General features: G+C 60.0%; 26 protein-coding genes and 1 riboswitch. Of the genes, 22 read left to right on the forward strand and 4 right to left on the reverse strand.

Going from position 1 to position 26,365, the window contains the following annotated elements; genetic code table 11:
* Nucleotides 1-66: 66 nt before the first annotated feature.
* The 13 genes from BLT77_RS14250 to cobD are packed head-to-tail and all read left to right on the forward strand — an operon-like array spanning nucleotide 67 to nucleotide 11,877.
* Nucleotides 67-900, forward strand: a complete 834-nt coding sequence (locus tag BLT77_RS14250; protein ID WP_090366577.1) for an ABC transporter ATP-binding protein — start codon at nucleotides 67-69, stop codon at nucleotides 898-900.
* Nucleotides 887-1,882: a FecCD family ABC transporter permease gene (locus BLT77_RS14255; RefSeq protein WP_090366579.1), complete on the forward strand. Its 996-nt coding sequence runs from the start codon at nucleotides 887-889 to the stop codon at nucleotides 1,880-1,882. Before BLT77_RS14250 ends, BLT77_RS14255 begins: the two co-directional genes overlap by 14 nt.
* Nucleotides 1,879-2,406: a bifunctional adenosylcobinamide kinase/adenosylcobinamide-phosphate guanylyltransferase gene (gene cobU, locus BLT77_RS14260; protein ID WP_090366582.1), complete on the forward strand. Its 528-nt coding sequence runs from the start codon at nucleotides 1,879-1,881 to the stop codon at nucleotides 2,404-2,406. Before BLT77_RS14255 ends, cobU (BLT77_RS14260) begins: the two co-directional genes overlap by 4 nt.
* Nucleotides 2,403-3,236, forward strand: a complete 834-nt coding sequence (locus tag BLT77_RS14265) for a cobalamin-binding protein (protein ID WP_245709957.1) — start codon at nucleotides 2,403-2,405, stop codon at nucleotides 3,234-3,236. Before cobU (BLT77_RS14260) ends, BLT77_RS14265 begins: the two co-directional genes overlap by 4 nt.
* Entirely contained in the window at nucleotides 3,233-3,742 is a 510-nt protein-coding gene (gene cobU / locus BLT77_RS14270) for a bifunctional adenosylcobinamide kinase/adenosylcobinamide-phosphate guanylyltransferase (RefSeq protein ID WP_090366584.1), read from the forward strand. Before BLT77_RS14265 ends, cobU (BLT77_RS14270) begins: the two co-directional genes overlap by 4 nt.
* Nucleotides 3,739-4,362, forward strand: coding sequence for a histidine phosphatase family protein (locus BLT77_RS14275; RefSeq protein ID WP_090366586.1), 624 nt, complete (start codon nucleotides 3,739-3,741; stop codon nucleotides 4,360-4,362). The genes cobU (BLT77_RS14270) and BLT77_RS14275 overlap by 4 nt, the downstream gene beginning before the upstream one ends.
* Before the next feature lie 7 nt (nucleotides 4,363-4,369).
* Complete coding sequence (locus tag BLT77_RS14280) at nucleotides 4,370-5,434, forward strand: nicotinate-nucleotide--dimethylbenzimidazole phosphoribosyltransferase family protein (RefSeq protein WP_090366588.1); 1,065 nt, start codon at nucleotides 4,370-4,372, stop codon at nucleotides 5,432-5,434.
* A 10-nt stretch (nucleotides 5,435-5,444) separates the two neighbouring features.
* Nucleotides 5,445-6,911 (forward strand): cobyric acid synthase, encoded by a 1,467-nt coding sequence (locus tag BLT77_RS14285; RefSeq protein WP_090366591.1) that lies wholly within the window; start codon nucleotides 5,445-5,447, stop codon nucleotides 6,909-6,911.
* Entirely contained in the window at nucleotides 6,908-8,224 is a 1,317-nt protein-coding gene (locus tag BLT77_RS14290) for a cobyrinic acid a,c-diamide synthase CobB (RefSeq protein ID WP_090366593.1), read from the forward strand. The genes BLT77_RS14285 and BLT77_RS14290 overlap by 4 nt, the downstream gene beginning before the upstream one ends.
* Nucleotides 8,224-8,985, forward strand: coding sequence for an adenosylcobinamide-GDP ribazoletransferase (gene cobS / locus BLT77_RS14295; protein WP_090366595.1), 762 nt, complete (start codon nucleotides 8,224-8,226; stop codon nucleotides 8,983-8,985). Before BLT77_RS14290 ends, cobS begins: the two co-directional genes overlap by 1 nt.
* Nucleotides 8,982-9,956 (forward strand): TIM barrel protein, encoded by a 975-nt coding sequence (locus BLT77_RS14300; RefSeq protein WP_090366597.1) that lies wholly within the window; start codon nucleotides 8,982-8,984, stop codon nucleotides 9,954-9,956. Before cobS ends, BLT77_RS14300 begins: the two co-directional genes overlap by 4 nt.
* Nucleotides 9,950-10,876, forward strand: a complete 927-nt coding sequence (gene cbiB, locus BLT77_RS14305; protein ID WP_245709958.1) for an adenosylcobinamide-phosphate synthase CbiB — start codon at nucleotides 9,950-9,952, stop codon at nucleotides 10,874-10,876. The genes BLT77_RS14300 and cbiB overlap by 7 nt, the downstream gene beginning before the upstream one ends.
* A complete protein-coding gene (gene cobD, locus BLT77_RS14310) occupies nucleotides 10,873-11,877 on the forward strand; it encodes a threonine-phosphate decarboxylase CobD (RefSeq protein ID WP_090366599.1) in 1,005 nt (334 codons plus the stop codon). Before cbiB ends, cobD begins: the two co-directional genes overlap by 4 nt.
* On the opposite strand, the gene BLT77_RS14315 is transcribed toward cobD, so the two are convergent.
* A complete protein-coding gene (locus tag BLT77_RS14315; RefSeq protein ID WP_245709959.1) occupies nucleotides 11,874-13,148 on the reverse strand; it encodes a DUF4056 domain-containing protein in 1,275 nt (424 codons plus the stop codon). The genes cobD and BLT77_RS14315 overlap by 4 nt on opposite strands.
* Before the next feature lie 220 nt (nucleotides 13,149-13,368).
* Between BLT77_RS14315 and BLT77_RS14320 the strand changes: the two genes are divergently transcribed.
* Nucleotides 13,369-14,253 (forward strand): hypothetical protein, encoded by an 885-nt coding sequence (locus tag BLT77_RS14320; protein WP_090366601.1) that lies wholly within the window; start codon nucleotides 13,369-13,371, stop codon nucleotides 14,251-14,253.
* Nucleotides 14,254-14,256: 3 nt separating this feature from the next.
* On the forward strand, nucleotides 14,257-15,420 hold the full coding sequence (locus BLT77_RS14325) for a BamA/TamA family outer membrane protein (RefSeq protein ID WP_090366603.1): 1,164 nt from the start codon (nucleotides 14,257-14,259) through the stop codon (nucleotides 15,418-15,420).
* Between the two features lie 362 nt (nucleotides 15,421-15,782).
* Here the strand turns inward: BLT77_RS14325 and BLT77_RS14330 are convergent, their stop codons facing one another.
* The 3 genes from BLT77_RS14330 to BLT77_RS14340 all read right to left on the reverse strand — a co-directional run bounded on the left by BLT77_RS14330 (nucleotide 15,783) and on the right by BLT77_RS14340 (nucleotide 19,960).
* Nucleotides 15,783-16,940 (reverse strand): GGDEF domain-containing protein, encoded by a 1,158-nt coding sequence (locus BLT77_RS14330; protein WP_090366605.1) that lies wholly within the window; start codon nucleotides 16,938-16,940, stop codon nucleotides 15,783-15,785.
* 344 nt (nucleotides 16,941-17,284) lie between these two features.
* The gene (locus tag BLT77_RS14335) at nucleotides 17,285-18,664 is read right to left on the reverse strand and encodes an ammonia-forming cytochrome c nitrite reductase subunit c552 (protein ID WP_245709960.1); all 1,380 of its coding nucleotides are present in this window, start codon (nucleotides 18,662-18,664) and stop codon (nucleotides 17,285-17,287) included.
* A gap of 81 nt (nucleotides 18,665-18,745) precedes the next feature.
* Nucleotides 18,746-19,960, reverse strand: coding sequence for an NnrS family protein (locus tag BLT77_RS14340; protein WP_090366665.1), 1,215 nt, complete (start codon nucleotides 19,958-19,960; stop codon nucleotides 18,746-18,748).
* Between the two features lie 399 nt (nucleotides 19,961-20,359).
* On the opposite strand from BLT77_RS14340, the gene BLT77_RS14345 reads away from it, so the two are divergent.
* The 7 genes from BLT77_RS14345 (at nucleotide 20,360) to BLT77_RS14375 (ending at nucleotide 26,280) form a co-directional block, all read left to right on the forward strand.
* A complete protein-coding gene (locus BLT77_RS14345; RefSeq protein ID WP_090366608.1) occupies nucleotides 20,360-20,791 on the forward strand; it encodes a hypothetical protein in 432 nt (143 codons plus the stop codon).
* An 82-nt stretch (nucleotides 20,792-20,873) separates the two neighbouring features.
* Nucleotides 20,874-21,071, forward strand: a riboswitch (cobalamin riboswitch).
* 163 nt (nucleotides 21,072-21,234) lie between these two features.
* Nucleotides 21,235-22,206: a sirohydrochlorin cobaltochelatase gene (locus tag BLT77_RS14350; protein ID WP_090366610.1), complete on the forward strand. Its 972-nt coding sequence runs from the start codon at nucleotides 21,235-21,237 to the stop codon at nucleotides 22,204-22,206.
* A 46-nt stretch (nucleotides 22,207-22,252) separates the two neighbouring features.
* Nucleotides 22,253-23,119: an ABC transporter ATP-binding protein gene (locus BLT77_RS14355; protein WP_090366612.1), complete on the forward strand. Its 867-nt coding sequence runs from the start codon at nucleotides 22,253-22,255 to the stop codon at nucleotides 23,117-23,119.
* The gene (locus tag BLT77_RS14360; protein WP_090366614.1) at nucleotides 23,112-23,861 is read left to right on the forward strand and encodes an ABC transporter permease; all 750 of its coding nucleotides are present in this window, start codon (nucleotides 23,112-23,114) and stop codon (nucleotides 23,859-23,861) included. Before BLT77_RS14355 ends, BLT77_RS14360 begins: the two co-directional genes overlap by 8 nt.
* Nucleotides 23,858-24,808: a FecCD family ABC transporter permease gene (locus BLT77_RS14365; RefSeq protein WP_090366616.1), complete on the forward strand. Its 951-nt coding sequence runs from the start codon at nucleotides 23,858-23,860 to the stop codon at nucleotides 24,806-24,808. The genes BLT77_RS14360 and BLT77_RS14365 overlap by 4 nt, the downstream gene beginning before the upstream one ends.
* Complete coding sequence (locus tag BLT77_RS14370) at nucleotides 24,801-25,538, forward strand: ABC transporter ATP-binding protein (RefSeq protein ID WP_090366618.1); 738 nt, start codon at nucleotides 24,801-24,803, stop codon at nucleotides 25,536-25,538. Before BLT77_RS14365 ends, BLT77_RS14370 begins: the two co-directional genes overlap by 8 nt.
* On the forward strand, nucleotides 25,489-26,280 hold the full coding sequence (locus tag BLT77_RS14375) for an ABC transporter substrate-binding protein (protein WP_090366620.1): 792 nt from the start codon (nucleotides 25,489-25,491) through the stop codon (nucleotides 26,278-26,280). Before BLT77_RS14370 ends, BLT77_RS14375 begins: the two co-directional genes overlap by 50 nt.
* Nucleotides 26,281-26,365: the final 85 nt, after the last annotated feature.

Consider the following 26,365-nt stretch of genomic DNA (forward strand, 5'->3'; position numbering starts at 1 on the left):
GGGCGCCACCCTGGTTACAGGGTGGCGCATTAACGGCAACCGAGTCAGTCACACAGAGACAGCATCATGTTTAAGTCCTTCGATGACAACCAGTACGACTGTGAGTCCAGTCCCCACCTGCAGGTGGAGGGGCTAAGCTGGGGCTGTCGTGAGCGCCAGGTGCTGCATGACGTCGGTTTTACCGTTAATCACGGCGAATTTGTCGGTCTGCTTGGCCCTAACGGGGTCGGTAAATCGACGTTGTTGCGGTGCCTGTACCGTTACCTGATTCCTCAGCAGGGGCGCATCGCCCTGGCAGGAACCGAGATAGGCACCATCAGCCGCCGGGCCTTTGCCCGACAGGTGGCGGTGGTAACCCAGCATGGTCCATCGGGATTTTCGATGACCGTGCGTCAATTTTTAACCACCGGTTTGCTGGCTCACAGCAGCTGGTGGCAACGTCTTGACCGCCGGGATGAATCTGCACGGGTCGAGGCGGTGTTGCAGCGGGTCAAGCTGGCATCACTGGCGGAGCATCATTTTGATTCCCTCTCCGGTGGCGAGCGTCAGCGGGTACTCATTGCCCGGGCGCTGCTGCAGCAGCCCAGGCTGCTGTTACTGGATGAGCCGACCAACCACCTGGACGTGCGTTACCAGATTGAGACTCTGAAGCTGGTGCGCAGTTTAGGCATCACCGTGGTGGCCTCCATCCATGATCTGAATCTGGCCAGTGCCTATTGCGACCGGATTCTGCTGCTGAGTGAGGGCGCGCTGGTGGCCAGTGGCCTGCCGCAGCAGGTACTCACCGCCGATCGCATTCGATCGGTCTACGGGGTGGACGCCCGAGTGGATATGCACCCGAACGGCCGCTACCCGCGCATTACTTACGACTACCAAAAGCCTGCCTATGCCCTTGCTTAAGCCGCAGCTGTTGCTGCTGATCCTGTTTCCCCTCGTTGTGTTGTCACCGATGTTGGCGATCGCCTTTGGCAGTGCCGACATCGCCCTGGGTGACGTCGGCCTGGCGGTGGCCAATGCCCTCATCGGTGCCGACGCCGCCAACCTGTCCCAGCGCATCATCATCGAACTGCGCTTGCCGCGGGTGCTGCTGGCGATGTTGTGCGGCGCGGGACTGGCAGTGTCCGGCTCGGTGCTGCAAAGCGTGACCCGTAACCCGCTGGCGGATCCCTACCTGTTTGGCATCTCCGCCGGTTCCACCCTGGGGGCGGTGATCGCTCTGACTACCGGTCTGGCGGGTCTGAGCCTGCCGCTGTGCGCGTTTCTGGGATCGCTGATCGCCGTAGCGGTGGTGATGGTGATGGCCCGTGACGGTCAGGTTGAAGGGCTGATTCTGGCGGGGGTGGCAATCTCGTTTCTGCTGTCCTCATTGGCCAATCTGGTGCTCTATTTCGGAGACAATCAGGCGATTCAGGCGGTGCTGTTCTGGAACATGGGCAGCTTTAGCCGCGCCACCTGGGGCACGCTGTGGATCCCCTCGGTAGTGGTGTTGACGGCGCTGTTGGTGGTGTACCAGTTTCAGCGGCCGCTGCAGGCGTTGATGACCGGAGACGAAAGTGCCCACACCCAGGGGGTGGCGGTGGTGCCTCTGCGCCTGGGAATGTTGCTGTTGACCGCGTTGATCACCGCGTCTCTGGTGGCGTACTGCGGCGGCATCGGCTTTGTCGGCCTGATGGTGCCGCACATCGTACGGCTACTGATTGGCGCCGCCAGCGGTGCCACCCTGATCGCCACCGCCCTGTTCGGGGCGATTCTGATGGTGTGGGTGGATCTGCTCTCCCGGCAACTGCTGGGTAATCAGGAGCTGCCGGTCGGGGTGGTGACTGCCATTCTCGGCAGTGCGTTCTTTATCGGAATTTTAATGAAGCGTCGGGGTCGTTCATGAAGCAGTTAATCAGCGGCGGCGCCCGCTCCGGAAAAAGCCGTCTGGCCCAGCAGCGAGCCCTGCAATGGCAACAGGCCAGTGGCGGTGAGGTGGTGGTGATTGCCACTGCCAGGGTGGACGACAGCATGGCCGAGCGCATCGCCCACCACCAGCGTCACCGGCCCGCCGTGTGGTCGCTGATTGAAGCCCAGCGGGATCTGGCCGCAGTCCTTGAGGCCACCTCCAAGCCGGACACCCTGATCCTGGTGGACTGTTTAACCCTGTGGCTGGCCAATGAGCTGTTCGCCGACGATGGCGACTGGCCGGCGGCCAAGGCGGCACTGTTGCAGAGCCTGACGACACTGCCCGGCCCGGTGATCTTCATCGGTAACGAAGTGGGGCAGGGTGTCGTGCCGCTGGGGGAGTCCAACCGCCGCTTTGTGGATGAGTGCGGCTGGCTGCACCAGCACCTGGGCCAGCGGGTCGACAGGGTCACCCTGACCATCGCCGGTCTGCCGCTGGAGCTGAAAGGGGCGTCACAATGAGCGCCCTGAAGTGGTTGTGGCCCCTGATGCTGATGGCGCCCTGGGCTCTGGCGGTGCCGCAGAAACTGGTGGCGCTGTCTCCCCATTCGGTGGAGATGCTGTTTGCCATCGGCGCCGGCGATCGCATCGAGGCGACGGTGGATTACGCCGACTACCCGGAAGCGGCCCAGGCGATCCCACGTATCGGTCGTTTCGACTATCTGAATATGGAAGCCCTGATGTTGCTGCAGCCGGATCTGGTGGTGCTCAGCATCGAGGACACCAGCGCGCCCCTGATCGAGCGTCTGCGAAGCCTGGGGCTGCCGGTGTTTGACACCAGCGTAACCCGCATCGACGAGATTGCCGATCGCCTCGAACAGCTGGGTCAGGCCCTGGGACTGGAGGCCGAAGGCCACAAACAGGCCGGCGAGTTTCGGCTGCGGCTGGCTCAACTGCGCCAGCAGTACCGGCAGCAGGCACCGGTCAAGGTGTTCTACCAGGTGTGGCCCGAGCCCCTGACCACGGTGTCCGGCGGCTGGATGAACGGCATTTTAGCCGACTGTGGTGCCGATAATGTGTTTGCCGATGGCGAGGCCGATTACCCCCAGGTCTCCATGGAGCAGGTGCTGGTGCGTAAGCCGGAGATCATTCTCAAGCCGGAGTACCACGGCAACAGCAATCAGGAAGTGGTGGACTGGCGGGTATGGCCGGAGATTCCGGCGGTGGCCAACGATCAGATTGTGCCCATCGAGGGCGATCTGGTGCACCGCACTGGCCCCAGGGTGCTGGAAGGCATGGCACTGGTGTGTCGCAAGATAGACACTGCCCGCCGGCAACGGGAGGCGCTGTGATCAGTCTGTATCTGGGCGGGGCCCGCAGCGGGAAATCCGGACTGGCGGAAGCCTGGTGCCTGGCCAGCAGTCAGCGGGTGCTGTACGTGGCAACGGCCCGCAGCCATCCTAGCATGGCCGAGCGCATTGAACTGCACCGGCAACGCCGCCCGGATCATTGGCGCTGCATCGAGGAGCCGCTGAACCTGGTGCGGCTGCTGGAACAGGCCGACGCCGATGAGCTGCTGCTGATAGATTGTTTGACCCTGTGGCTGACCAATCAGTTGCTGGCCGGGGTGGATCTGGACCGCGAAATTGATCGCCTCTGCCGCGCCCTGGGCCAGTGCCGGGCCCAGGTGGTGCTGGTGTCCACCGAGGTGGGACAGGGGCTGATCCCCGACGACAGCATCAGCCGTCGCTTTGTCAGTGCCAGTGGCCAGATGCACCAGGCGATCGCCGCCATCGCCCGGCGGGTACAGTGGTGTCAGGCGGGCATTGAACGACCGTTAAAGGAGGGGGCCCGATGACCACCACCGAGTTTCATTTGGTCCGTCACGGCCAGCCACAGGACGCCGAACGGTTGTTGGGACGCAGCGATCCGCCGTTAACCGAGTTGGGTTGGCGCCAGTGGCAGGCCAGCTGCGCGCCGCTGGTCTGGCAACATCTGTACAGCTCGCCCCTGAGGCGCTGCGCCGACTTTGGCCAGCAACTGGCCCGGCAGCATCAGCGGCCGCTGCAGTTCGATGAGCGACTGCAGGAGCTGGACTTCGGTCACTGGGATGGCCAGCCTTTAGCACAGTTATGGCAACGGCCCGAGGGCGACTTTGAAGCCTACTGGCAGCAGCCCTGGCAGCAGGTGCCGCCGGCGGGGGAGACCACCGCCTCGCTGTTGCAGCGAACCACCGGCTTGTTGGCGGAGTTGGCCGAACGCCATCAGGGCGAGACGGTGTTGCTGCTGACCCATTCTGGCGTGATACGAGTGCTGTTGTCCTGGCTGCTCAGTGGGCAGCAACAGGACAATGCCCACCTGAGCCGGGTCGCGCTGGGGCATGCGGCTCGCCTGCAGATCCAGGTGTACATCGATGAGCAGGGGCTGCACTGGCCCCAGTTGATGGGACTGTTTCCCGCTCCGACCGACCATGAGTGAGACCGCTATGACGTACCCTAAGCCCACCATCGCCTTCAACATTCTCAATGGCGCGGCCACTCAGTTGCCGCAGCTGCATCAGTTGTCCGATGCCGGCGCCGGCCAGAATCTGATGCACCTGACGCCGACCCGGGACAGTGAACTGATCGCCAACGGCATTGCCCTGACGCCGTTCCCCAGCCCGCCCCGGCCCACACCGCTGACGGCCAAAGGGCTGCTGGATAACGGTGGCATCAGTCCGGCGGTCCTGACCCGGGGCATGCTCAATCGCCTGCATCAGGCCGGCCATGCCATTGAATTTCGTAGTTACAACTTCCAGGTTCAGAGCCCACAGCCGGGCTGTAGCGACTGGTTTTCCCATTGCCAGCATCATGGTGGCCTGCAAGTGGATACCGGCGTGCTGATTCAGGAGCAGTTGCTGCCGGAGTTGACTGCCCAGGCAGAGCGGGGCTGCATTAGCATTTTGGCGGAGTGTGGCGTCGGCGGCACCACCTTTTCCACCTTGTGGTTGCGACTGTTGACCGGGTTGACGCTCAGTCCCGCCGGCAGCACCAAAGACGCCGACAAACTGGCGCAAAAGTCGCGTTTGCTGGCTCAGCTGGAACAGGAGTATCGCCGCCTACATGGGCAGTTTGATGTCGAGGCACTGCTGGCCAGTCCGCAGTTTCACGACCAGATACAGCGGGCTCTGTTCGGGTTGCTGTGTCATTGGCCGGCGTCGTTGCCGGTGCCGCACCTGGCCGGCGGCATGATGTTTGTGGCCCCGCTCATTGCAGCGGCCCGAGTGCGGCCGGATCTCGGTGGCCGGGTGGATACCACCCGCTGGGTGATGGCGGCCGACGGCCAGTCGGTGCTGAGCCACCTGCCTCAAGATTGGCGACTGGGGTTGCATCAGACCGACTTCGGCCTCAGTGGCCTCGAGTGTTTGCAACGCTATGAGCAGGGGCTGGTGGTCGAAGGCTGTGGCCTGGGCGGGGTGCTGGTACTGGCGGAAGAGCTGGGGCTGGATGCCGACGACATCATCACTACTTTGGAACAGGCGTGCACACGTCACCAATCGCAATTTCAATAAGAGAGAGACGATGAGCAGTTATTCGTTAATGGTTCAGGGCACCACCAGTGATGCCGGAAAAAGCGTAATGGTGGCGGGATTGTGTCGGGTGTTGGCCCGTCGTGGGGTACGGGTGGCCCCATTTAAGCCGCAAAATATGGCGCTGAACAGCGCCGTGACCAAAGAGGGCGGTGAGATTGGCCGGGCGCAGGCGGTGCAGGCGCAGGCCTGTGGCCTTGAGCCCAGTGTGTTGATGAACCCGGTGTTGCTCAAGCCCAACACCGATACCGGCGCCCAGGTGATTGTTCGCGGCAAGGCGTTGTCCGACATGGACGCCCGCGGCTACCACGATTTTAAACCCAAGCTATTGCAACTGGTGGTGGACACCTTTGAGGAGCTGGGGCAGCAGGCGGACGCCCGTCTGGTAGAGGGGGCGGGCAGTCCGGCGGAGATCAACCTGCGCGAGCACGACATCGCCAACATGGGCTTTGCCCTGGCGGCCGGGGTGCCGGTGGTGATCGTCGCCGACATCGATCGCGGCGGCGTGTTTGCCCACCTGTACGGCACCTATGAATTGCTGTCGAAACAGGAAAAAGGCCTGGTAAAAGGCTTTATCATCAACCGTTTTCGCGGCGATCCCAGCTTGCTGGACTCTGGTCTGGAATGGCTGGAGGAGAAAACCGGCGTGCCGGTGCTGGGGGTGGTGCCCTACTTAAAGGGACTGTACCTGGAAGCGGAAGACGCCATCAATGTCCAGCAGACCGACGAGGATGCCCGTTTTCGAGTGGTGGTGCCCGGTTTGCCGCGCATCAGCAATCACACCGATTTTGACGCGTTGCGGTTGCACCCCAAGGTGGACCTGCAGTTTGTGCGCCCCGGCCAACCCTTGCCTGCGGCGGATCTGATTATTCTGCCGGGTTCCAAGAGTACCCGCGCCGATCTGCAGGCATTAAGAGAGCAGGGCTGGGATGCGCAGATCGCCCGTCACCTGCGCTTTGGCGGCAAGGTGATTGGCATCTGCGGGGGCTATCAGATGTTGGGCCAGAGCATCGACGATCCCCATGGCGTCGAAGGCCAGCCCGGCAGCAGCGAGGGATTGGGTTACCTGGCGACCCGCACCACTCTGGCCACCGCCAAGCAGTTGACCCGGGTTCGGGGGCAACTCACTCTGCTGGGAGAAACTGCCGACGTGGAAGGCTATGAGATTCATGCCGGTCACACCGAGGTCAGCGGCACCCAGCCGTTTGAGCTGGATGGGATCGCCGATGGCGCCTGTTCGGGCAATGGCCAGGTGTTGGGCGGCTACCTCCATGGGGTGTTTGATCAGCCCGAGGCCTGCAATCTGTTGCTGCGCTGGGCGGGCTTGGAGGCCCCCCATGCCAAGGCTCAGGATATGGCCGTATTGCGGGAGCAGGGCATCGACCGCCTGGCCGATGCGCTGGAAGCGCACCTGGATCTGGATACCCTGTTTGCCCCTGTGGCGGGGTGGCGCTCATGACGGTGGCTCACTGTCCGGCGCTGCTGGTGACCGCACCGGCCAGCGACAGCGGCAAAACCACGGTGGTGGCGGCCATGGCCCGTTACTGGCGCAACCGGGGCAAGCGGGTGCGGGTGTTTAAGACCGGTCCGGATTTTATCGACCCCAAGTTTCACGAAGTGGCCAGCGGCGAGCCCGCCTATCAGCTGGACCTGGGCATGATGGGCGAAGCCCAGTGTCGTCGTCACCTTTATCGGGCCGCCCGCGAGGCGGATCTGATCCTGATTGAAGGGGTGATGGGGATGTTCGATGGCACCACCTCCAGTGCCGATCTGGCGGTGGCCTTCGGGGTACCCGCGCTGGCGGTGATTCCGGCGGCCAAGATGGCCCAGACCTTTGGGGCGATTGCCTGTGGTCTGGCCCATTATCGCCCCGACGTGACCCTGTTCGGAGTGGTGGCCAATCAGGTCGGCAGTGCCGGTCATGCCACCCTGCTGCGTCACAGCGTGCCGGACGGCATTGCGTTTTGCGGCTGGTTGCCCCGGGATGAGTCGCTGGCATTGCCCGATCGCCACCTGGGACTGGTTCAGGCCGAGGAGTTGCCGGATCTGGACGCCTGGCTGGATGCCGCGGCCCAAAAGCTTGGAGAAAGTTGCGACATGCCGCTGCCTGAGCCGGTGGCGTTTCAGGCCGGGCCGGAAGATGAGGCCCTTCAATGTCTGGGGCAGCCCCTGGCCGGGCAACGTATCGCCGTCGCCCAGGATGCCGCCTTTGCCTTTGTCTATCACGACAACCTGTCCCTGCTGACGCAACTGGGGGCCGAGCTGGTGACATTCTCGCCGTTAGCGGGAGAGGGGTTGCCGACCTGCGACAGCCTGTATCTGCCCGGGGGCTATCCGGAACTGCACACCGGCGCCCTAGGCGCTAATAACGTGCTGTCTCAACAGATTCGTGACCACATCGAGGCCGACAAGCCGGTGGTGGCGGAGTGCGGCGGCATGTTGTATCTGCTGCAGCAACTGACCGATATTGAGGGCCAGATCCACGCCATGGTGGGGGCCCTGCCGGGATCGGCGATCATGCAGTCGCGGCTGCAGGGCATCGGCATTCTGGTCGCCGAACTGGAGCAGAATCAGATCAAGGGCCACTGTTTTCATTACTCCAGCAGCGACATCCAGCTGACGCCTGTCACCGAAGCGGTACAGCGCGGCCGGGTGCGGGTCGGCGAGCCGGTGTACACTCACCGGCGAGTGGTGGCGTCCTACGTTCACTGGTACTTTGCCAGTGCTCCGGCGCTGGTGGCGCGCTGGTTTGATGCCAACAAGGAGTCGTGATGCACCCGAAACTGATTCTGACCGCACTGGGGTTTCTGACCCGCTTGCCGATGCCGGCCTGGGTGCCGTTTGATGGCGACAGCGTTGCCCGCGCGGCGCGGTGGTTTGCCCTGATTGGTCTGTTGATTGGCGCGTTGGCGGCCGGGTGTCTGTGGTTGCTTGAACCCTACCTCGGCCAGCCGTTGGCGGTGGTACTGGTACTGGTGCTGGTGCTGCGACTGACCGGCGCCTTCCATGAGGATGGGCTGGCGGATTGGTGCGACGGTTTTGGTGGTCACTGGCTGCGTCAGCGTAAGCTCGAGATCATGAAAGACAGCCAGATCGGCACCTACGGGGTTCTGGCCCTGATGGCGGCGTTTGCCATCAAGGTAGTGGCGTTGTCGACGCTGCCGCTGGGGCTGGCGATGCTGGCGCTGGTGATAAGCCATGGTGGCGGTCGCGCCGTGGCCGGTCTGGTGCCGGTATTGCTGCCCTATGCCCGGGACGACGGCAACAGCAAAACGCCGCAGCGGGATCGCGCGCCGGGCTACCTGGCCCAGTTGACGCTGATGATCTGCGCCGCGGTGCCTTTGTTGGCACTGCCTTATGAGGCGGCGGCGGTGTTGGTGCTGGCCTGGAGCGGCGCCTTCGCCTGGATGGTCTGGAACATGAATCGCCACATTCAGGGCTACACTGGCGACACCCTGGGTGCCACCGAGCAGGTGGTAGAGCTGGTGACCCTGCTGGTGTTGGTGGCGTTGTTCAATCAGGGCTATCTATGAAACAGCTGTTGAATGTAACGGTAAACCCGGCTCCCGGGCATCTGCTTCGGGACTGGTCACACGCCCGGCAGTGGCTGCAATCGGCGGGACTGGACGGTTATGAGATCGCCCCCCATGGCCAGTTTGATGCGGGCCAGGTGCCACAGGATCTGGTGGGTGGGCTGCACCTGACGTTCTTCCCGATTCTGACCCCGTTCTGGCACCGGGATCAGGACGCATTGATGGCCATATTTGGAGATTGGCAAACCGTGGAGCATTTCTACGGCAGCCGTGACCCGGAGCACCTGGTGGCTATCTATGTGCACCAGCTGAATCTGGCGGCGGATCTGGGGGCGCCCTACGTGGTGTTCCATCCGGTCACCTGCGACATGGACAACCTGTTCAGCCAGCGCTTTCCCTGGCACTGGCGCGATACCCTCAAGGTGTGCGCCGAGCTGATCAACGCCGCGATGGCGCAGAGTCGCTTTTCCGGCCGGCTACTGTTTGAAAATCTGTGGTGGCCCGGCAGTTTTCGCCTCGACAGCCGTCAGGAGTACGACACCCTGCGTCAGTGGGTGAATTACGATAACTGCGGGCTGTGCTTTGATGCCGGCCATATGATGGCTACCCATACCGGCCTGCGCACTGAGCAGGAGGGCGTGGCGTTCTTGCAGCAGCGGTTAAAATCGCTGGATCTGACTGACGAGATTCATACGCTGCACCTGAATTGCAGCCTCAATGGCGCCTATATCGAGGCGGCCAAACAGACGCATGAGCCGTATCGGGGCTGTGCGGATTTCTGGTATCGACTGGAGGTGGCATTGAAACACGTGACTCAGATAGACGGTCATCACCCTTTTACCAATAGCGATCTGCGACCGCTGCTGGCGGCCATCGAGCCCGAGCACCTAGTGCATGAACTGGCGCAGGACTCCCTGGAACAGTGGCAACGAGCCTGTGAGCAACAGCAGGCCTTGGTGATCTCATGTTGATGGGGGCCGACTGCTGGCAAGTGGCACTGGTGGTGTGCCTGGCACTGCTGCTGGACCGCCTTCTGGGCGAACCGACCCGGTTTCATCCATTAATCGGTTTGGGACGCCTTATTACTCTGGCAGAGCAGAAACTGTACGGCGATCGTCGTTGGCGCGGCGCAGTGGCGCTGGCCGTGCTGACACTGCCGGCACTGTTGTTGATGGCTTTGCCCTGGCCCTGGTGGGCCGAGGCGTTGGTGCTGTACCTGTGTCTCGGTGGCCGCAGCCTTGGGGAACATGGCCAGGCGGTGGCGGCGGCGTTAAAGCAGGGGGATCTTTCGTTGGCCAGGGAGCGGGTCGGCTACATCGTCAGCCGCAAGACCCAGACCCTGTCACAAGCCCAGGTGGTCAGTGCCACGGTGGAGTCGATGTTGGAAAATGGCAATGATGCCGTGTTTGGTACCCTGTTCTGGTATATGGTGGCAGGGGCGCCAGGCGCCATTATCTACCGTATTGCCAATACCTTGGATGCGCGTTGGGGCTATAAAAACGCCAGGTATCGCCGTTTTGGCTGGGCTGCGGCCCGCTGGGATGATCTGTTGAACTACCTGCCGGCGCGCCTGTGCGTGTTGACCTACGCCATACAGGGGGCCGGCCGGGGCCGGTTGGCCACGGCGCTGCGCTGCGCCTGGCAGCAGGGCCGTCAATGTGCCAGCCCCAACGGCGGCCCGGTCATGGCCAGTGGCGCCGGTGCCCTGGGGGTGACCATTGGTGGCCGCGCCGAGTACGATGGTTACCAGTGCGATAAGCCGTTGCTGGGGCAGGGCCCCGAGGCCGACTGGCGTGCCATTGACCAGGCGGTGGCGTTGGTAAACCGGGGCGCCGCTCTATGGGCGGTCGCCTTGATGATGATAGCAGTTGTTGTGGAGGGCGCCCTATGAGCGCATTGCACCATGGCGGCCGCCTGAGACAGGCGGTGGCCGAATTTGGCATCGATCGATCCCGGTGGCTGGATCTGTCCACCGGCGTCAGCCCCTGGACCTACCCTTTAGAGCCCATCGCTCTGGAGCAGTGGAACCGACTGCCGGAAGAGGAGGATGGCCTGGAGCGGGTGGCCCGGCGCTATTACGACTGCCAGTCGCTGCTGCCGGTGGCCGGCTCCCAGGCGGCGATTCAGGCGTTGCCCTTGGTGTTGAAAACCATGACCGAACTGCCTCAGGAGCCGGTAGTGGCTTTACCCCGCGTCGGTTACAAAGAACATCAGAAAGCCTGGCTTAGGGCCGGTTGGCGGGCCGAGTTGTACGACAACGAGCCGGACTCGGCGCTGTTGGCTCAGGTGCAGGCGCTGGTGGTGATCAACCCCAATAATCCCACCGGTCACCGGGTGCCGTCGATGCGGTTGATGCAGTGGCACCGCCAGTTGGCCGAGCAGGAGGGCACCCTGCTGGTGGACGAAGCGTTCGCCGATGTCGATCCCAAGGACTCCATCAGCCACTGGTGTCCCCAGCCCAACCTGGTGGTGCTGCGATCCATCGGTAAGTTCTTCGGCCTAGCGGGCATTCGCGCGGGCTTTGTACTGGCGGAGCAGGAGCTGTTAATGGCGCTTACGGATCTGCTGGGTCCCTGGACCGTGGCCGGACCGTCGCGGGAGGCGTGCCGGCAGGCATTGGCGGACAGGGCCTGGCAGCAATCGCAACGGGCCCGGTTGGAGCGGGCGGCGCTGCGACTGGCGGCGATGCTGTCGTCTCTGCCGGGAACCTTGTCCGGTACCCCGCTGTTTCAGACCCTGATCTGCGACCACGCCGAGCAGTGGCACCGACAACTGTGCCAGCAGGGCATTCTGGTGCGTCTGACCGATGAAAAGGACGGATTGCGGATTGGCCTGCCCAGCAGCGCCGAGCAGTGGCAGCGCCTGCAGGAGGCGCTGCTGACTCTGAACTAGTGGCCTAGGTCGGCCAGCTCGGCTCGATCCAGGCGCTCATCCGCCAGGGCGATGTCGGCAAACTGCCGGTGGCTGAAGCCCTGCTGCCACAGCGTCGGCGGCAGGTGCGCAAAGCTGGCCTGATAGGCCGGGTCGACCTCCAGGCGTAACTCGCCAATCTCATCCAGAGACAACCCGAACAGTCGGCTGGCCAGAGACAGGGGTTGGCTCTGTGGCTGGCCGGCGTACAGTGCCGCCAGCGGCGGCCATTGCCAGTGGTTTCGGGCCAGTGACACCGGCACCCGGTGGGGCAGTTGGCTGTCGCCCATCTGGTAATGGCGCTTTAACACCAGGTATTTCTCCGGAATGGCACGGCTCGAGTCCCACCAGTGGCCGTCGACCACATCAAACAGGGCGTTGGTCTCTTTGGCACTGACGCCCCCCAACCAGTGAATCGCTTCCTCTAGCCACACCGTCATACTTTGATCGTACAACTGGCTGTTGAGCACCAATTTCGATTGAATCAACGCCAGCGACAGCTTGGCCCCCAGCATATTGGAGTACAGATCCTCCGGGCTGTAGGCGGACACGGTTTCCGGCCAACTGGCCAGGCTGGCGTAGCCCCGCCACTGGGCGATTTCGTGGGACTCGGCCTTGAAGTAGGCCAGTCGCGCCGCCAGTGCGGCGGCCAGTTGCCAGCGCTGATGGTTGCTCAGGCTCGAGGCATCGAAGGCGTGCAACTGCACGTAGCGACGGCCGATCTCGCCCTTCAGCTCGATCACCTGATCCTGGCCCAGCTGTTTGAAGATTGGAAAAAACAGCCCGACGGTATCGTCGGCGGTGTCGCGGACATGGGCCAGATCGATAAAGCCGCCCCGTTTGGTGTACACAATGCCGTTGTTTTCGGTGCCGGAGTTTCGAGTGGCGCTGACGCTGGAGCGGGTGAAGCCCAGCATGCCGCCATCGTAGGTGTGGGGGCCAATATCGGTGGCGTCGACGGTGTTGCCGATCCGGTACAACGGGATCGGCAGGGCGCCGACTTTCACTTTCTGCATGTTACCGAAGGCGCAGCAGGGGCGCAGGCTTTTGGGCAAGGGGAAGTTCGGCATGCTGTCGCTGGGCAGATCCCACAGCTGGATCTCATCGCCGGGGTGGCCGAGGGCGCGGGCGATGGTATTGGCATCGGGTCTGGGGTGCCCCTGCCACTGGGTGGTACAGGCGCTCAGCAACAGCGTCAGGCCGACCATCATCGGGGCCAGAGTTAGGCTAACAGTTATGCGGGGCAGGATCATGGCTCTGAAATGAATTCCAACAAATTAATTGATGATATCTCTGGGTTGAACCGGGATCGATGGCTACAATCGACGGTTTTCACATGCTTTACACGATTGAAAATAAACACTAAGCGTGAGAGCTTAGGATGTTAGAGAGTCGCCCTCGTCACTGCAAGGGCAAAACGCAACTCACGTTGTTTCAATCGTTGCACCAACTTGTCTGTTACAGAGAATGTTTATGTCGCGTTTTATCACCACCGTTTTGCTGGCCTCCCTGAGCGGAGCGGCCATCGCCGAAGAGCAGGGCTCGCTGTTTCCCATCTGGGGAGACGAAGCCCGGGCACGGGGGTACACCATTCCCAAACCCTACGGTTTGTCGCTCTCCTATATGGATCTCAGTAACCCGGTGCAGGTGAACAGCATCAACCTGACCGGCACCGAACTGTTGGAGGCGGTCAGTGTCGATGCACCCAACGCCAACTTTGACGGTTACAACATGACCGTACGCGGCGACTTGTGGGTGTTCCCGTTCTGGAACCTGTACGGCATCATCGGCTACACCGATGGCGATTCGGTGGCGACCATCGAGTCCATCGGCTGTGATGCCAGTAAGGTCAGCGGCGTCGGTGACAAACTGCTGTGCGCCGCCATCGATGCCCTTGGCCCGGCGGTGCAGGGCGCCCCCTTCTCCCTGGAACTCAATGGCGGCTCCTACGGCATCGGCACCACATTGGCGGGGGGCATCGGCAACTGGTTTGCCCTGGTCGACATGAACTACACCTACACCAGCCTCAGCGCCCTGGACGGCGAGATTGGCACCTTTACCGGCGCGCCCCGTGTGGGCTATCGCTGGGAACTGGCGCGAGGCAGCGAGATGCGCGCCTTTATCGGTGGCATGTACATGGCCATGGACCAGGAGTTGTCGGGCAACATCTCGGATCTGCTTCCCGAAGTAGCGGCCATCGCCGGTGACGGCAAGTTTGCCGTGTCCCAGAAAGGCACCTCCCGTTGGAATGGCGTGGTCGGCGCCATGTACTCCTGGCGGGGCGAGTGGGAGTTGTTGGGTGAGATCGGCTTTGGCGATCGAGAAACCTATTTTGCCTCTGTATCACGGCGATTCTAATTGATGAAATCAGCATGGATTGGGGTGGCCTGCATACTGGCCGCCCCTGCAGTTACGGCTGTAGAAAACAGTGGGGCCGAAATCGGCCTGGTGCAGCGGGCGTCGCTGTGGATGGATCGGGTACTGGAGGAGCTGGGCGCCGATGGCGCTTACAATCCTGATGATGGCATCGACTGGAGCCTGTTGCCTGGACCGTTTTATACCCCGGAAAAGTCCTTTGGCATCGGCATCTCGGCGGTGGGGCTGTACCAGGCGGATGACGCCAGCAACGGAATTCAGCCCAGTTCCATTACCATCAACGGTTTTGGCTCGGTCAATGGCGCCTACGGTGTTCAGGTGCGTAACAAGTCGTTTTTCGACAATGATCGTTACCGCTTCTACATTGAGGGCGAGTTCACCTCGTCACCGGACATTTTCTATGGCACCGGCATCGACGCCGGCCGCGATGAGTCGCAATTAACCGATTTCGAACGCAATGCCCTGGGTATTACCCCGCAGTTTCTGATGCGAGTGGCACCGGCGACCTACCTGGGGGTGGGTTATGAGCTGTCCAGAGCCGAAGCACGGGACCTGGATGGTGCCTACGAGTCTGGCGGCGGGCCGGCGTTTTTTGCCGACACCATTGTCAGTTCCGGCATCACCCTGCATCTGGTTCATGACAGCCGAGATTTTGTCCTTAACGCCAGTGAAGGGCACCTGTTGCAGGCGGACGTGGCGGTATTCAGTAAAGCGCTGGGGTCGGATCAGGACTTTGAAAAATACAGCCTGACCTACAACGACTACCTGTCGCTGACGCAACTGGATGCGGTACTGGCCTGGCAGTGGCTGGCGGAGTTCAGCAGCGGCGATGTGCCCTGGGATCAGCTCAGCCACCTGGGGGGAAGCCACCACTTACGGGGCTACGAAGAGGGCCAGTACCGGGGCAAGCAGATGACCCTGGGCCAGGCGGAGTGGCGCCAGCACCTGCGTGGTCGCCACGGCATGGTGGTGTGGGCCGGGTTGGGGACGGTATCCGACTCCATCTCCCAGTTGGGCGACGACAAGTGGCTGCACAGTGTCGGCGTCGGCTATCGGTTCGAGGTTAAGCCCCGGGTGAATGTGCGCCTGGATATGGGTTTTGGCAACGGCGACAGCGGTTTCTACTTTTCGGTTAATGAAGCGTTTTAGCCAAGGCCGTAACCGGTGATCGTTGTCGACAACCCGCGCGGTTACCCTGTTGCTGTGAGCAATAGAGAAGCATACCGGGTAATAAAGATTTCTATTTGGGCGGCAAGAGTCAATGATTCTTGCCGCCACAACGCGGTCATTGGTTTCTCCCGCAAAACGGGTCAACTTCACAGGAAATAAAGCACACTTCGGCTTGCAGGCTCATCTGCTCGAGAAACTGCATCACCGAGAGACGGTGATGTGCAGCTGATCCCGATGATTGACCATGCCTTCGTCCTGGGGGCTACCCAGTTCAAGCTGGGTTGCTTTCGTGCTGGTTTATTGGGTTCCCAATGAAAGACATCATCAAAAGTAGCAATATGTCATGAATAAACCTCGTGACGATTTCTTCCATTTTCCTTTGCCTTGTAAAGAGCGATGTCGGCTTGATTAATAACAGACTGTAAACTGGAGTTTTTTGTAAATGTGGCGATACCAAGACTGATAGAGATCTCTACCAACCTACCGTTTAAGTCTATTTTTTCGTTACAAACGGATTTCACTAATCTTGCCGCAATCTTAATGGCTTCATCTCGGGTTAAGCCTGGTAATATTACAACAAACTCTTCACCACCCCATCGACCAACGGAATCACATTTACGTATGCTTCTTTTTATTATATTTGTGATGTGCACCAATCCGCTATCGCCGTTAATATGTCCATAGTTGTCATTGAATTTTTTAAAGTGATCTACATCGATTAAAAATAAATGCAGCGATTTCTTATCACTCTCATGGTTGCATAGTTGAGTATGTACAATATCTTCGATTCTTCGTCTGTTATACACTTTTGTAAGAGGGTCTATGGTTGCAAGATATTCAACTTCAAAATAGAGTCTGCTGTTGTTCATAAGCTGAAGTGAGAATGTCAAAAAGATAACGCAAATCATGCTAAGTATGACAAGAATATTCTCTGGTGTTTGTATGTTAAAATATTCAATGCTCTTTATGTCACTTAGACTATAAAAAATTCTGAGTGCTATTACAGCCAAAAATAGCATAACGGCCTGCCCAACGATTGATGCTTGTTTTCGACGTTGACTGCTTGCCTTGATAAAGATTAAATAGGCGACATGTAAATATACTGGTAATATCATCCCGTTAAAGAAAATAATTCTAGTGTAAATTGGGTATTGATTTTTTACTAAAAAGAAGTAAATAAAAGGAAAGATTGCTAGGGCTATATAATAGATACGTCGTTCTAGCTTTAGACCCAAGTACCTGGCCATGCCAAAAACCAAGAAAACCCCGCTTGCGAACATCAGGGTGTTAGAAACAACCGTTGAAATAAGGGGTGGGGAAACTGGATAAAGAGCAGCAACATTTAACCCTACTGAAAAACTTAGAGACCAAGCTAATAGATAAGTTAACCCTTGAAATTTATGTTTGTTGTGAGTGTACACAACTATTAGCATAGCTGAACACGCATAACTAATTAGCACATAGACAGTAATAATGGTTTTCATGTCAAGTGAGTGCATAACAATTCTCAATTTAAAGCCTTTTAGGCACTTGGTGTTCTACGTGGCCACTCTTGTCCTTATTATAACTGGTGTTAATGGTATCGTGTTGGAATATTTGGATTTTTGTTGCTGGGGGCTTTAAGTCCGCCAAGGATGACACTTTTAGTGTTTAAGTCTATACCTCGGTACTAAAAACAGACAAAGTCCCTGTAAACATCCCCTAAACTTTGAGCGTTACCAAAGCTTGTCTCTACCCTTAGCAAGAGCAGCCGTCGCCTTCTGTGAGCCTGGGTAGCAGCAAAAAAATCCGGGCCCTGAAACAGGACCCGGATGGTAAGGGTTCGCTTGAACTCTAAGGTGGATTAATGCTCGTACTTAAGGGCACGCATGGCGGCTTCCGGCCAGTGTTTAGACACCTGTTCGTTGATGAACTTGGCCTTCTCGGATTTCAGTGCTTCCATGTCCAACTTCACCGCCGCTTGTGCCGCCGCTTTGCTGGACAGATCCGGGTAGGCCACCTCGGTCACTTCCAGCTGGGTCAGTACCTCGGCCAGTTGAGTGCGGGCCAGTTCAGCCTGGGCCTTGGCTTCGGTCAGCAGCGCCATCGCTTCCTGAGGGTTGTGGGCATGGATGCCGTGGGAAGCCATGGCAAAATCCCAGCGCCACTGGGCGTGGCGAATGGCCATCAGCGGCTCATCCATGAAGTACCACTCGGCACCGGCATCCCAGGCGGCCTTAGCTTCGTAGTGAGCCTTGACCAGCATCAGCTCGATCTCGGTGCGCAGGGCATCGATGGCGGCCTTGGTGTCGGCCAAAGCCCGGGTCAGCTCGGCCTTGCTGTCGTGGCAGGCCACGCAGCTCAGATCGAAGTTCTCCAGTGCACCGCCGACGTTGTGCTCGCTGTAAGCCTGGCCGTCTTCGGTTTGCTTCTGTGGCATGTGGCAGGTAACGCAGGTCACCCCTTGCTTGGCGTGCTGGCTGCGGCTCCAGTGTTCAAACTCCGGGTGACGGGCTTTGAGCATTGGCGTGCGAGAGATCGGGTGCAGCCACTCGTAGTAGCGGCGGGTGTCGTAGTAGCGCTCAATCTCGTCGGCGCTGCTGCCGAAGATCCACGGAATGTTGACCCGGTTACTGGACTCCGGCTGGAAGTAATAGGTCACGTGACATTGGCCACAGGTCTGGGCGCCCTGCATGTTGCTGTTTTGCTCATCGAACGGCAGGCTCACTTTGGCCATCGCCTTTTGGGCGTGAGGCCGGGTCAGGGTCAGGGCATTGGTGCCCTCCTGGTGACAGTCGGCACAGCCGATGCTGTTGGCCATCTCCGGGCCAAGATCGGTAAAGTTGCTGCCGGCAAACGCCAGTTCGCCCATCTCGTTCATCATTTTCGGCACGTCCGGACCTTTACAGGTCCAGCAGCTGGCCGACATCCCCTTTTCATCGGCAGAGGCCGGTGCCACGCCGGTGCGCAGGGTGTTGCTGACGTCGCTGATGGCAAAGCGGTGGCCGCGGGGGCTGTGAAACTCCTTGGCGTAGGCACTGCCGGCCCACAGCACCACCATCTGCGGCCGCTGTTCCAGCATATCTTCCCGCTCGACGGTTTCTTCGGTGGTCAGCCAGGACTGGTATTGCAGCGGGGCGCTGTCCTGCCACTTGGCGTTACCCTGTACCTCGGGGGCAGGGGAGCAGGCGCTAAGAAGTAGAGCCGACAGGGCCAGTGCGGCCAGGGGTTTGGGTGTGAGCATGGTGGTTATTCTCATTATGGGTCTTGGATTCAGTATAAAAACAAAGCCACCGGCCCGCTCTCTATGCAGGCCGGCCAATGGCTATCCCGGGCGTCCGTCGAGACGGGGCCGGCACAGGAAAGCGGTGTAATGCAACAGGAACAGGCCAAAGGCGAAGCTCCAAAGGCTGCCGGCCAGCCAGTGCCACAACTGGGTGGACTGGGGCCAGAGTATGGGAAACAGGGCGCGCACCAGGGCGGCGACCAGAATGGCGGCAAACGCCGGGGACATCCACGGGCCCTGGTAGATGTTGCGGCCGGTATGGCCCAGGGTGACCCGGGAGATCATCGCCAGGCACATGCCGCCGATGGCGCCAACGCCCACCAGATGCAGCAGTTGACGTTCCGCATGGGGGTTATCGGGAAACAGCGCCATGCCGATAAGCGCCAGGGCGATGCACAGATAGCTCAGGTGTAATGACCACAGCAGTGGCTCTTTGGCGGTTTTGTGGGCTGACCAACGTGCCTGGCGGACCAGTTGCAGCAGGCCGGTGACCCCCAGCAGTGCCGACAGTGCCATTCCGCTGACAACGTGGGCCACCGAGTTAATGGCGATCAGCGCCAGTCCGGCAAATACCGGCCAGTCGAGCCAGGCCAGAGGCTGGGCCTTGTCGATCTTGAGTCTCAGGGCGGTGAAAAATGGCACCACCCGGCCACCGACAAAACTGATCATCAGTGCCATCCACCAGATCATCGCCTGCCACAGGGTGGAGGCGGTCACCATATCCCGCTGGGCCAGGGCGTAGTAACTGAACAGATTGGCGCCGGCGGCGATGGCGATCAGCACCGGAAACGCCACATTGCGCCACTGCTTCACCTTGATGATGCTGTGTGCCAGCTTGGCGGCGGTCAGCAACAGGAAGGCGGTGTCGGCCAACGCCGGCAGCCACAGGGGAATCGCCATGGGCAACAGCAGCAGAATGCGGGCGCTGAGCCAGCAGGCCACCACCACGGCCAGGGGCGTGCCCTTGAGGCCGGGTTGATTGGTCCAGTTTTGCACCGCCGTTAACAGGAAGCCGGCGACGATGGCCATGGCAAAGCCAAACAGCATCTCATGGGGGTGCCACCAGATGGGGATCACCGGGCTGAAAAAGGCGTTGGTCAGCACCGGAGAACTCTGGGGGCTGTACCAGGCCCACAGCCAGATCGGAATCAGGATACAGGCGATGGTGGCACCGCCGAGAAACAGCGGGCGAAAACCCAGTCGCAACAGGGCAGGGGTGGTTTCGATGTGGTTGGGGTCGTCAATGTTCAGCATGCGCTCGATCTCACAGGGTTGCCGGTGCAGGTCCATAGTGAATGCAACCTGATGAGGCGGTGTTCAGCGCTAACTCGAACGACTCATAAGTTGCATTCAATATGATGGTTTAAACCTTAGTGAATTACTCTGGTATACACAAGCAATAGTAGCGGCTATCCATCGCGCTGTGATCCGAGTCACGACCGGGCTACTCCTTATTGGGTAAGGCATTCTGTCGAGAGGATTTTTTACTTACTTGTGGTGTGGGTTTATTGGCGAATTCCGGTCGCTGGCAACCCGGTTGTGACATTTTGGTTAAATGTTGTACTCTTATTTAAGTAGTTGATTTGTAGTTAGCGAACCGCGCCGGCCGGCGCCGTTCTTTTGGGGACCCACAAGCTGACAGGGATACGGATCATGACCCACATCTTTTGCCATCCGGACGAGGTAAAAAGTCGCACCCAACTGGAGCTGCCGCTGCTGGCCGGCGCCGGATTGGCGACCTTCGCTTTTCCATTTTGGATCGATACCACCCACTGGATGCTGTTTCTGTTCTGCCTGGCCATCAGTGCCGGTTGCCTGAAGATGAGCTACCACCTCATTCGCCTGATCCCGTTTCTCGATAGCGAGATTCAGATCGATCGGGTCGGTTTTACCATTACCGGCAGTGACGGCAGCTTTACCCGCCACCTGTGGCAGGAGGTGGAGGACGCCCGCTACGATGCGGTGTCTCAGACCGTGGTGGTCGAGGACGCCATGCACCGGCCGCTGTTGGTGGTGTCGGAGCAGATCAACGACTTTGCCGAGCTGGAAAAGGCGATTCGCAGTTACGCCCTGATTCGGCTCTGAGCAAATCGGCGCTGGATCACAGAGTTGATAACGCTGCAAATTCACTTCAACTTTCCACAGTGTTTCCCAAAAACTGAGCTTATACAATGCGTTCAGCTTAGGGTGCCGAGAGGCCACCATGATTGGTGAGGGAACCGGGTGAGAGGCCCGGACTGTACCCGCAACTGTAACTGACGCTACCCCGGGTAGCGCTCCAACGTCTATGCCACTGGCGCATGCTGGGAAGGCCGGAGGAGCGACGGTCAGGAGTCAGGAGACCTGCCTAAGCTGACGTGCTGGACTTCGGGCGGGCCTACCCGAACTCATTTATGTTGTGTTAACCCGTTTCATCCTGGTATGAAACCGGGTGTCCGTGGGCGACCCGGAAACAGACATAGCCAGCAACCCAGTTACGGACTTTGGCCGTCCAGAGTGCCTGTAGGGCACCCGTGGAATGTTGACCTATGAAACGCCTTTCTGCTGCTTTGACGGCGACGGTATTAAGCACCCATCTCGCTGCCGCTCCGGCGCCGATTCAACCTGAACCCTCTGCCATTGTGCTGGCCGCGTTCGGAACCACTTACGACTCGGCCGTGGACTCGTTGCTGAAGATCCAGCACGACGTCCAACAGGCTTACCCGGACACACCGGTTCGTTTTGCCTTTACTTCCAACATCATCCGTAAGCGATGGCACCAGCGCCGGGACGACCGCGACTATCAGGTGGCGCATCCCGAGATTCCGGCAGAGCTGTACCAGGTTAAAAACGTGCTGGGTACCCTGGCGGATCTGCAAAACGACGGCTACCGCGACATCGTGGTGCAGACCACCTTGCTGACTCACGGCGAAGAGTTCACCGATCTGCTGGCGTACACCGATGCCCTGAGCGGCATTGACACCCTGAAGGCCAAATGGAAGCCGTTTCAGCGTATCACCGTCGGCCGGCCCTTGATGGGCACCTGGGGCGCGCAGCAGGAGTATCGCCATGACCTTGAGGCATTGACCCAGGCGCTGGCCGCCGATGTCGATCAAGCCCGTCGAAGTAACGCCGCCCTGGTGTACATGGGCCATGGCAACGATCATCTCTCAACCGGCTTGTACTACGAGCTGGAGGAGCTGATGAACCAGCACTACCCCGACGTGCCGGTGTACGTGGGGCTGGTGGAGGGCCATCCGGACTTCGATCGTCTCAGTGCCAGATTGCAGCAGGATGGTGTGACCAGGGTGCAACTGCGTCCGCTGATGGTGGTCGCCGGGGATCATGCCAGCAACGACATGGCCGGTGACGAACCGGACTCCTGGAAGGTTCAGTTGCAGCAACTGGGCATGGAGGTAGAGCCGATTCTGTCTGGACTGGGCAACAACCCTCAGGTTCGCCAGCGTTACCTCAATCACCTCAATGACGCCGCCGCTGCGGCGGGCATTGTCCTGAAGTAAGCAACAGGGCGCCGATGCGCCCCGCCTTTTGAGGTAAGCCACCACGATGACTCAATCGACACACGCCGTCTTGCAGGGACGGGGATTGCAACGGGCCTTTGGTGCCCGTCAGGCGGTCGCCGACATCAGTTTCGAGCTTAAGGCCGGTGAGATCTGTGCCTTTCTTGGCCCCAATGGCGCTGGAAAAACCACCCTGATCAAGATGCTGACCGGCCTGCTGAGCCCCGATGCCGGTGAGATCCATTATCAGGGCGAAGCCTATCACCCCAATCGACTGGCGTTGAAAAAGCTGATTGGCCTGGTGCCTCAGCACAACAACATCGACCGGGAGCTGACACCGGAAGAGAACTTACGGGTGCACGGGCTGTTGTATCAGATGCGCGGCGCGGAATTGGCACAAGCCATCGAGGACAGCCTGGTGTTTGCGGGGCTGGAGGAGCACCGGACCACGCCGGCGGAAAAGCTGTCCGGGGGCATGAAGCGGCGCCTGGTGATCGCCCGGGCGCTGATGCACAAACCCAAAATTCTGTTTCTCGATGAGCCAACGGTGGGGCTGGACCCCCACAGCCGCCGCATCATGTGGTCCTTCCTCGGCAAAATCAATCAGCAGCAGGGCTGCACCATCTTTCTGACCACCCACTACCTCGAAGAGGCGGAGCGACTGGCGTCGCGGGTGGTGTTTATCGAGCGGGGCCGGATCATTGCCGACGGCAGCTGCCAGTCGTTAAAACAAGCATTAGGAGCCTATGTGGTTGAGACCGGAACCGTAACGCCGCAACAGGAGTTTTTTGATAGCCGGGCACAGGCGTTGGCCAGATTGGCCCAGATCGAGGAGACGGCGGTGATTCGGGAAACCAGCCTGGAAGACGCGTTTTTGCAGATGACCGGAACCAGGTTGGTGAATCATGGCTAACGCGCCCTTTAGCACCGTCACCGGCATCTACTACCGCGAGACCCTGGTATTGAGAAAGAAATTGCTGCGGGTGGTGCTGGCGGCCGCAGTGCCGCCGTTTCTGTATTTGATGGCCTTCGGTTTTGGGGTCGGTCAGGACGCCCAGGTCAACGGCGTCGATTACCTGACCTTCCTGCTGCCGGGGTTGCTGGCCATGGCCAGCATGAATCAGAGCTACAACATCGCCACCGAGATCAACATCAGTCGTTTCTACCTGAAGATCTTTGAGGAGTTTCTGCTGGCACCCAATCAGCGTTGGCAGGTCGTCGCCGGAGAGGTGATGTACGGCATGACCCGCGGGCTGATCCCGGTGGCGATCATCGCCCTGTATGCCGCCTTGTGCGGCGTGGGACTCAGCTTCGGTCCTTCGCTGTGGCTGGTGTTGCCCCTGCACCTGATGGCGTTTTCATTGATTGGCTTTATCGTGGCGCTGAAGATGAAAAACCACCGGGATCAGGCTTCGATGAACGCCTTTGTGATCACACCGATGATGTTTCTCTCCGGTACGTTTTTCCCGGTGGATCAGATGCCCTGGCTGATCCAGGTGGTGGCGATGGCCTCACCGCTGACCTACAGCGCCGAATTGCTGAGGTCGGCTTTGCTCGGTCAGCCTCTGAGTGAGGTTGCCCTGATGATGATGGCTGCCCTGAACCTGCTGTTGCTGGCACTGGCGCTGCGCACCCTGAACAGGCTGGAACCATGAGGGGGCTGGCCATAATTGTGCTGATGCTGGCGGGGGCGGTGGCGATGCTGGCAGGCCCGCAATGGCTGGATCCGCTGTCGTTGTCGCCGCTGCAGCGGGATATTCTGCTGGAGCTGAGGCTGCCCAGAGTGCTGTTTGCGGCACTGATTGGCGCCATGCTCGGGCTCAGCGGCAGCGTCTACCAGTTGACCCTGAAGAACCCTCTGGCGGACAGCTTCACCACCGGGGCGGCGTCGTCGTCGGCGCTTGGAGCGGTGCTGGCCATCGCTCTGGGGGTGCCCGGCTATTGGGTGTCGGTGTGCGCCTTTGCCACCGGCATGGCCGGCCTGGTGCTGGTCTACCGCATGTCACAGCATCGGGGCCGCATCAATCCGGTGACCATGATTCTGGCCGGGGTGGTGATGAACATCATCGCCTCGGCAGTGATCAGCTTTGCCAAGTACTACTTCGAAGACTCCCTCAATGCCATTGTCTACTGGCTGATGGGGGGCATCTTCCTGGTCAGCTGGGATCGCCTGGCCCTGTGCGCAGGGTTGCTGGCGCTGACCTATCTATTTTTAAGCCGCCGGGCGGTGGCACTGAACCTGTTGGCCCTGGATGAAGCCTCGGCCCAGAGCCTGGGGGTCAATGTGCAGCGACTGCGGGCCAGTGCCTTTGTGCTGTCGACCCTGTTGGTGGCGGTCGCGGTGAGCTTTTCCGGCATCATCGGCTTTGTGGGCCTGATTGTGCCCCATGTGGCCCGAAGTCTGTTTGGCAGTGACATGAACAATAACCTGTTCTATTCCGCCGTGATGGGCAGTGGTCTGTTGGTGGTCTCCGATGCGGTTTCCCGTGTGGTGATCCCCGGCGGGGCGGAGTTGCCGGTGGGCATCATCACCGCCGTGGTTGGTGGCGGGTTCTTCTTTTATTTGCTGCACACTCGCAGAGGAAGTTTGTGGAATGGCTGAGATACGAGTGGATCTGTTGGTCTACAGGCGAGACCAGTTCTCTCTCGAGGTCGATGAGTTGGTCATCCGCCCCGGTGAAAAGGTGGCGTTGATGGGTGAAAACGGCTGCGGCAAGAGCACGCTGCTGGGGCTGCTCAGCGGGCTGTTAACGCCACAGAGCGGCACCATTGAGTACGGCGGTCGTCCCCTGGCTCAGTTGGGGTTCCCGCAGCGGTCAACGTTGTTCTCCCTGTTGTCGCAATCTTCCGACATCGCCTTTCCTTTTACCGTGGCCGAGGTGGCCTTGATGGGGCGCTTTGCCCACCTGAAAGGGGGCCAGTACAGCGACGAGGACCGGCGTCAGACCCGGGAACTGCTGGCCTTGCTGGATGTACTGCGATACCAGGACCGCGGCTATGGCGAGTTGTCCGGTGGCGAGCAGCGACGGGTGATGATGGCCCGAGTGCTGAATCAGGCCACCCCCATCGTCTATCTGGATGAGCCGAACTCCAGCCTGGATGTGCGGCATACGCTGCAGATCTTCAGTCATCTGGCGCAACTGGAGGCGACGGTAGTGACCTCGGTGCATGACATCAATCTGGCCCATCGTCATTTTGATCGTTTTCTGTTTTTTAAGGCGGGACGGTTGCTGCATGACGTACCGCGTCGCGATGTGACCCCGCAACTGTTGTCTGAGGTTTATGATGTTTCGGTCTCTTTGGGTACTGATAGTTTTAGTTTTCGCTGCTGAGGCCGCGGCCTACGACAGGGTGGTGCTGCTGGCGCCGGCGGCCGGGGATCTGTTTCAGCGACTGGGCCAGGCGCACAAGGTGGTGGGGGTGACCCGCTCCAATGAGGACTTTCCTGACGCGCTGCGGCTGGGCAGTCACATTAAGCCCAACCTGGAGCTGATCAAGTCCCTGGATCCGGATCTGATTGTGGTGGCCAGTGAGCGCTTTTTCAGCGCGGAAATGGCCCGGCTGGTGGGCGCCGATGTGTTTTGGTACCAGCCGGTGACGTTAGACGGGGTGTTGACCGAGTTGGCCCGTTTGGGCACGGCGCTGGACTGCCGTCGTCGCGCCAATGCGGTGGCCGCCGAACTGCAACAGCTGCGACAGCAGATCAAGCCGGTATCCGCCAGGCCCAGAGTGGTCTATGAGGTCACTGAAATGCCTCTGACCGTGGCCGGAAAGGGCAACATCGCTGCCGACATAGTCGCGGCCGCCGGCGGTCAGCTGGTGACCCCGTCCAGTCGCAAGTTGGTGAAATTCAGTATCGAGGGGGTACTGATGAGCCAGCCGGATTACTACCTGTACCAGCAGGGGCCGATGAACCCGTCGCCGACGCCGCCGCTGCGCCGGTCCCATTATCGTCACCTTAACGCCACGGCGCTGAAAGTCGACCAGCTGCGGTTTTCCCGCGCCAATGGCCACTCGTTTTCTGTGGCCCTGGATCTGAACCAGGTCTTTTTGCACCAAGGAGATAACCTTTGATTTAAAAGGTATTTAAGTGAAGTGGCGGACACAGGTCACATTGATGATCAGTGCCCAGAATCACTTCAACTTTCCACAGTGTTTC

Origin of the sequence: Ferrimonas sediminum (genome assembly GCF_900100175.1) — a bacterium.
GTDB classification, from domain to species: domain Bacteria; phylum Pseudomonadota; class Gammaproteobacteria; order Enterobacterales; family Shewanellaceae; genus Ferrimonas; species Ferrimonas sediminum.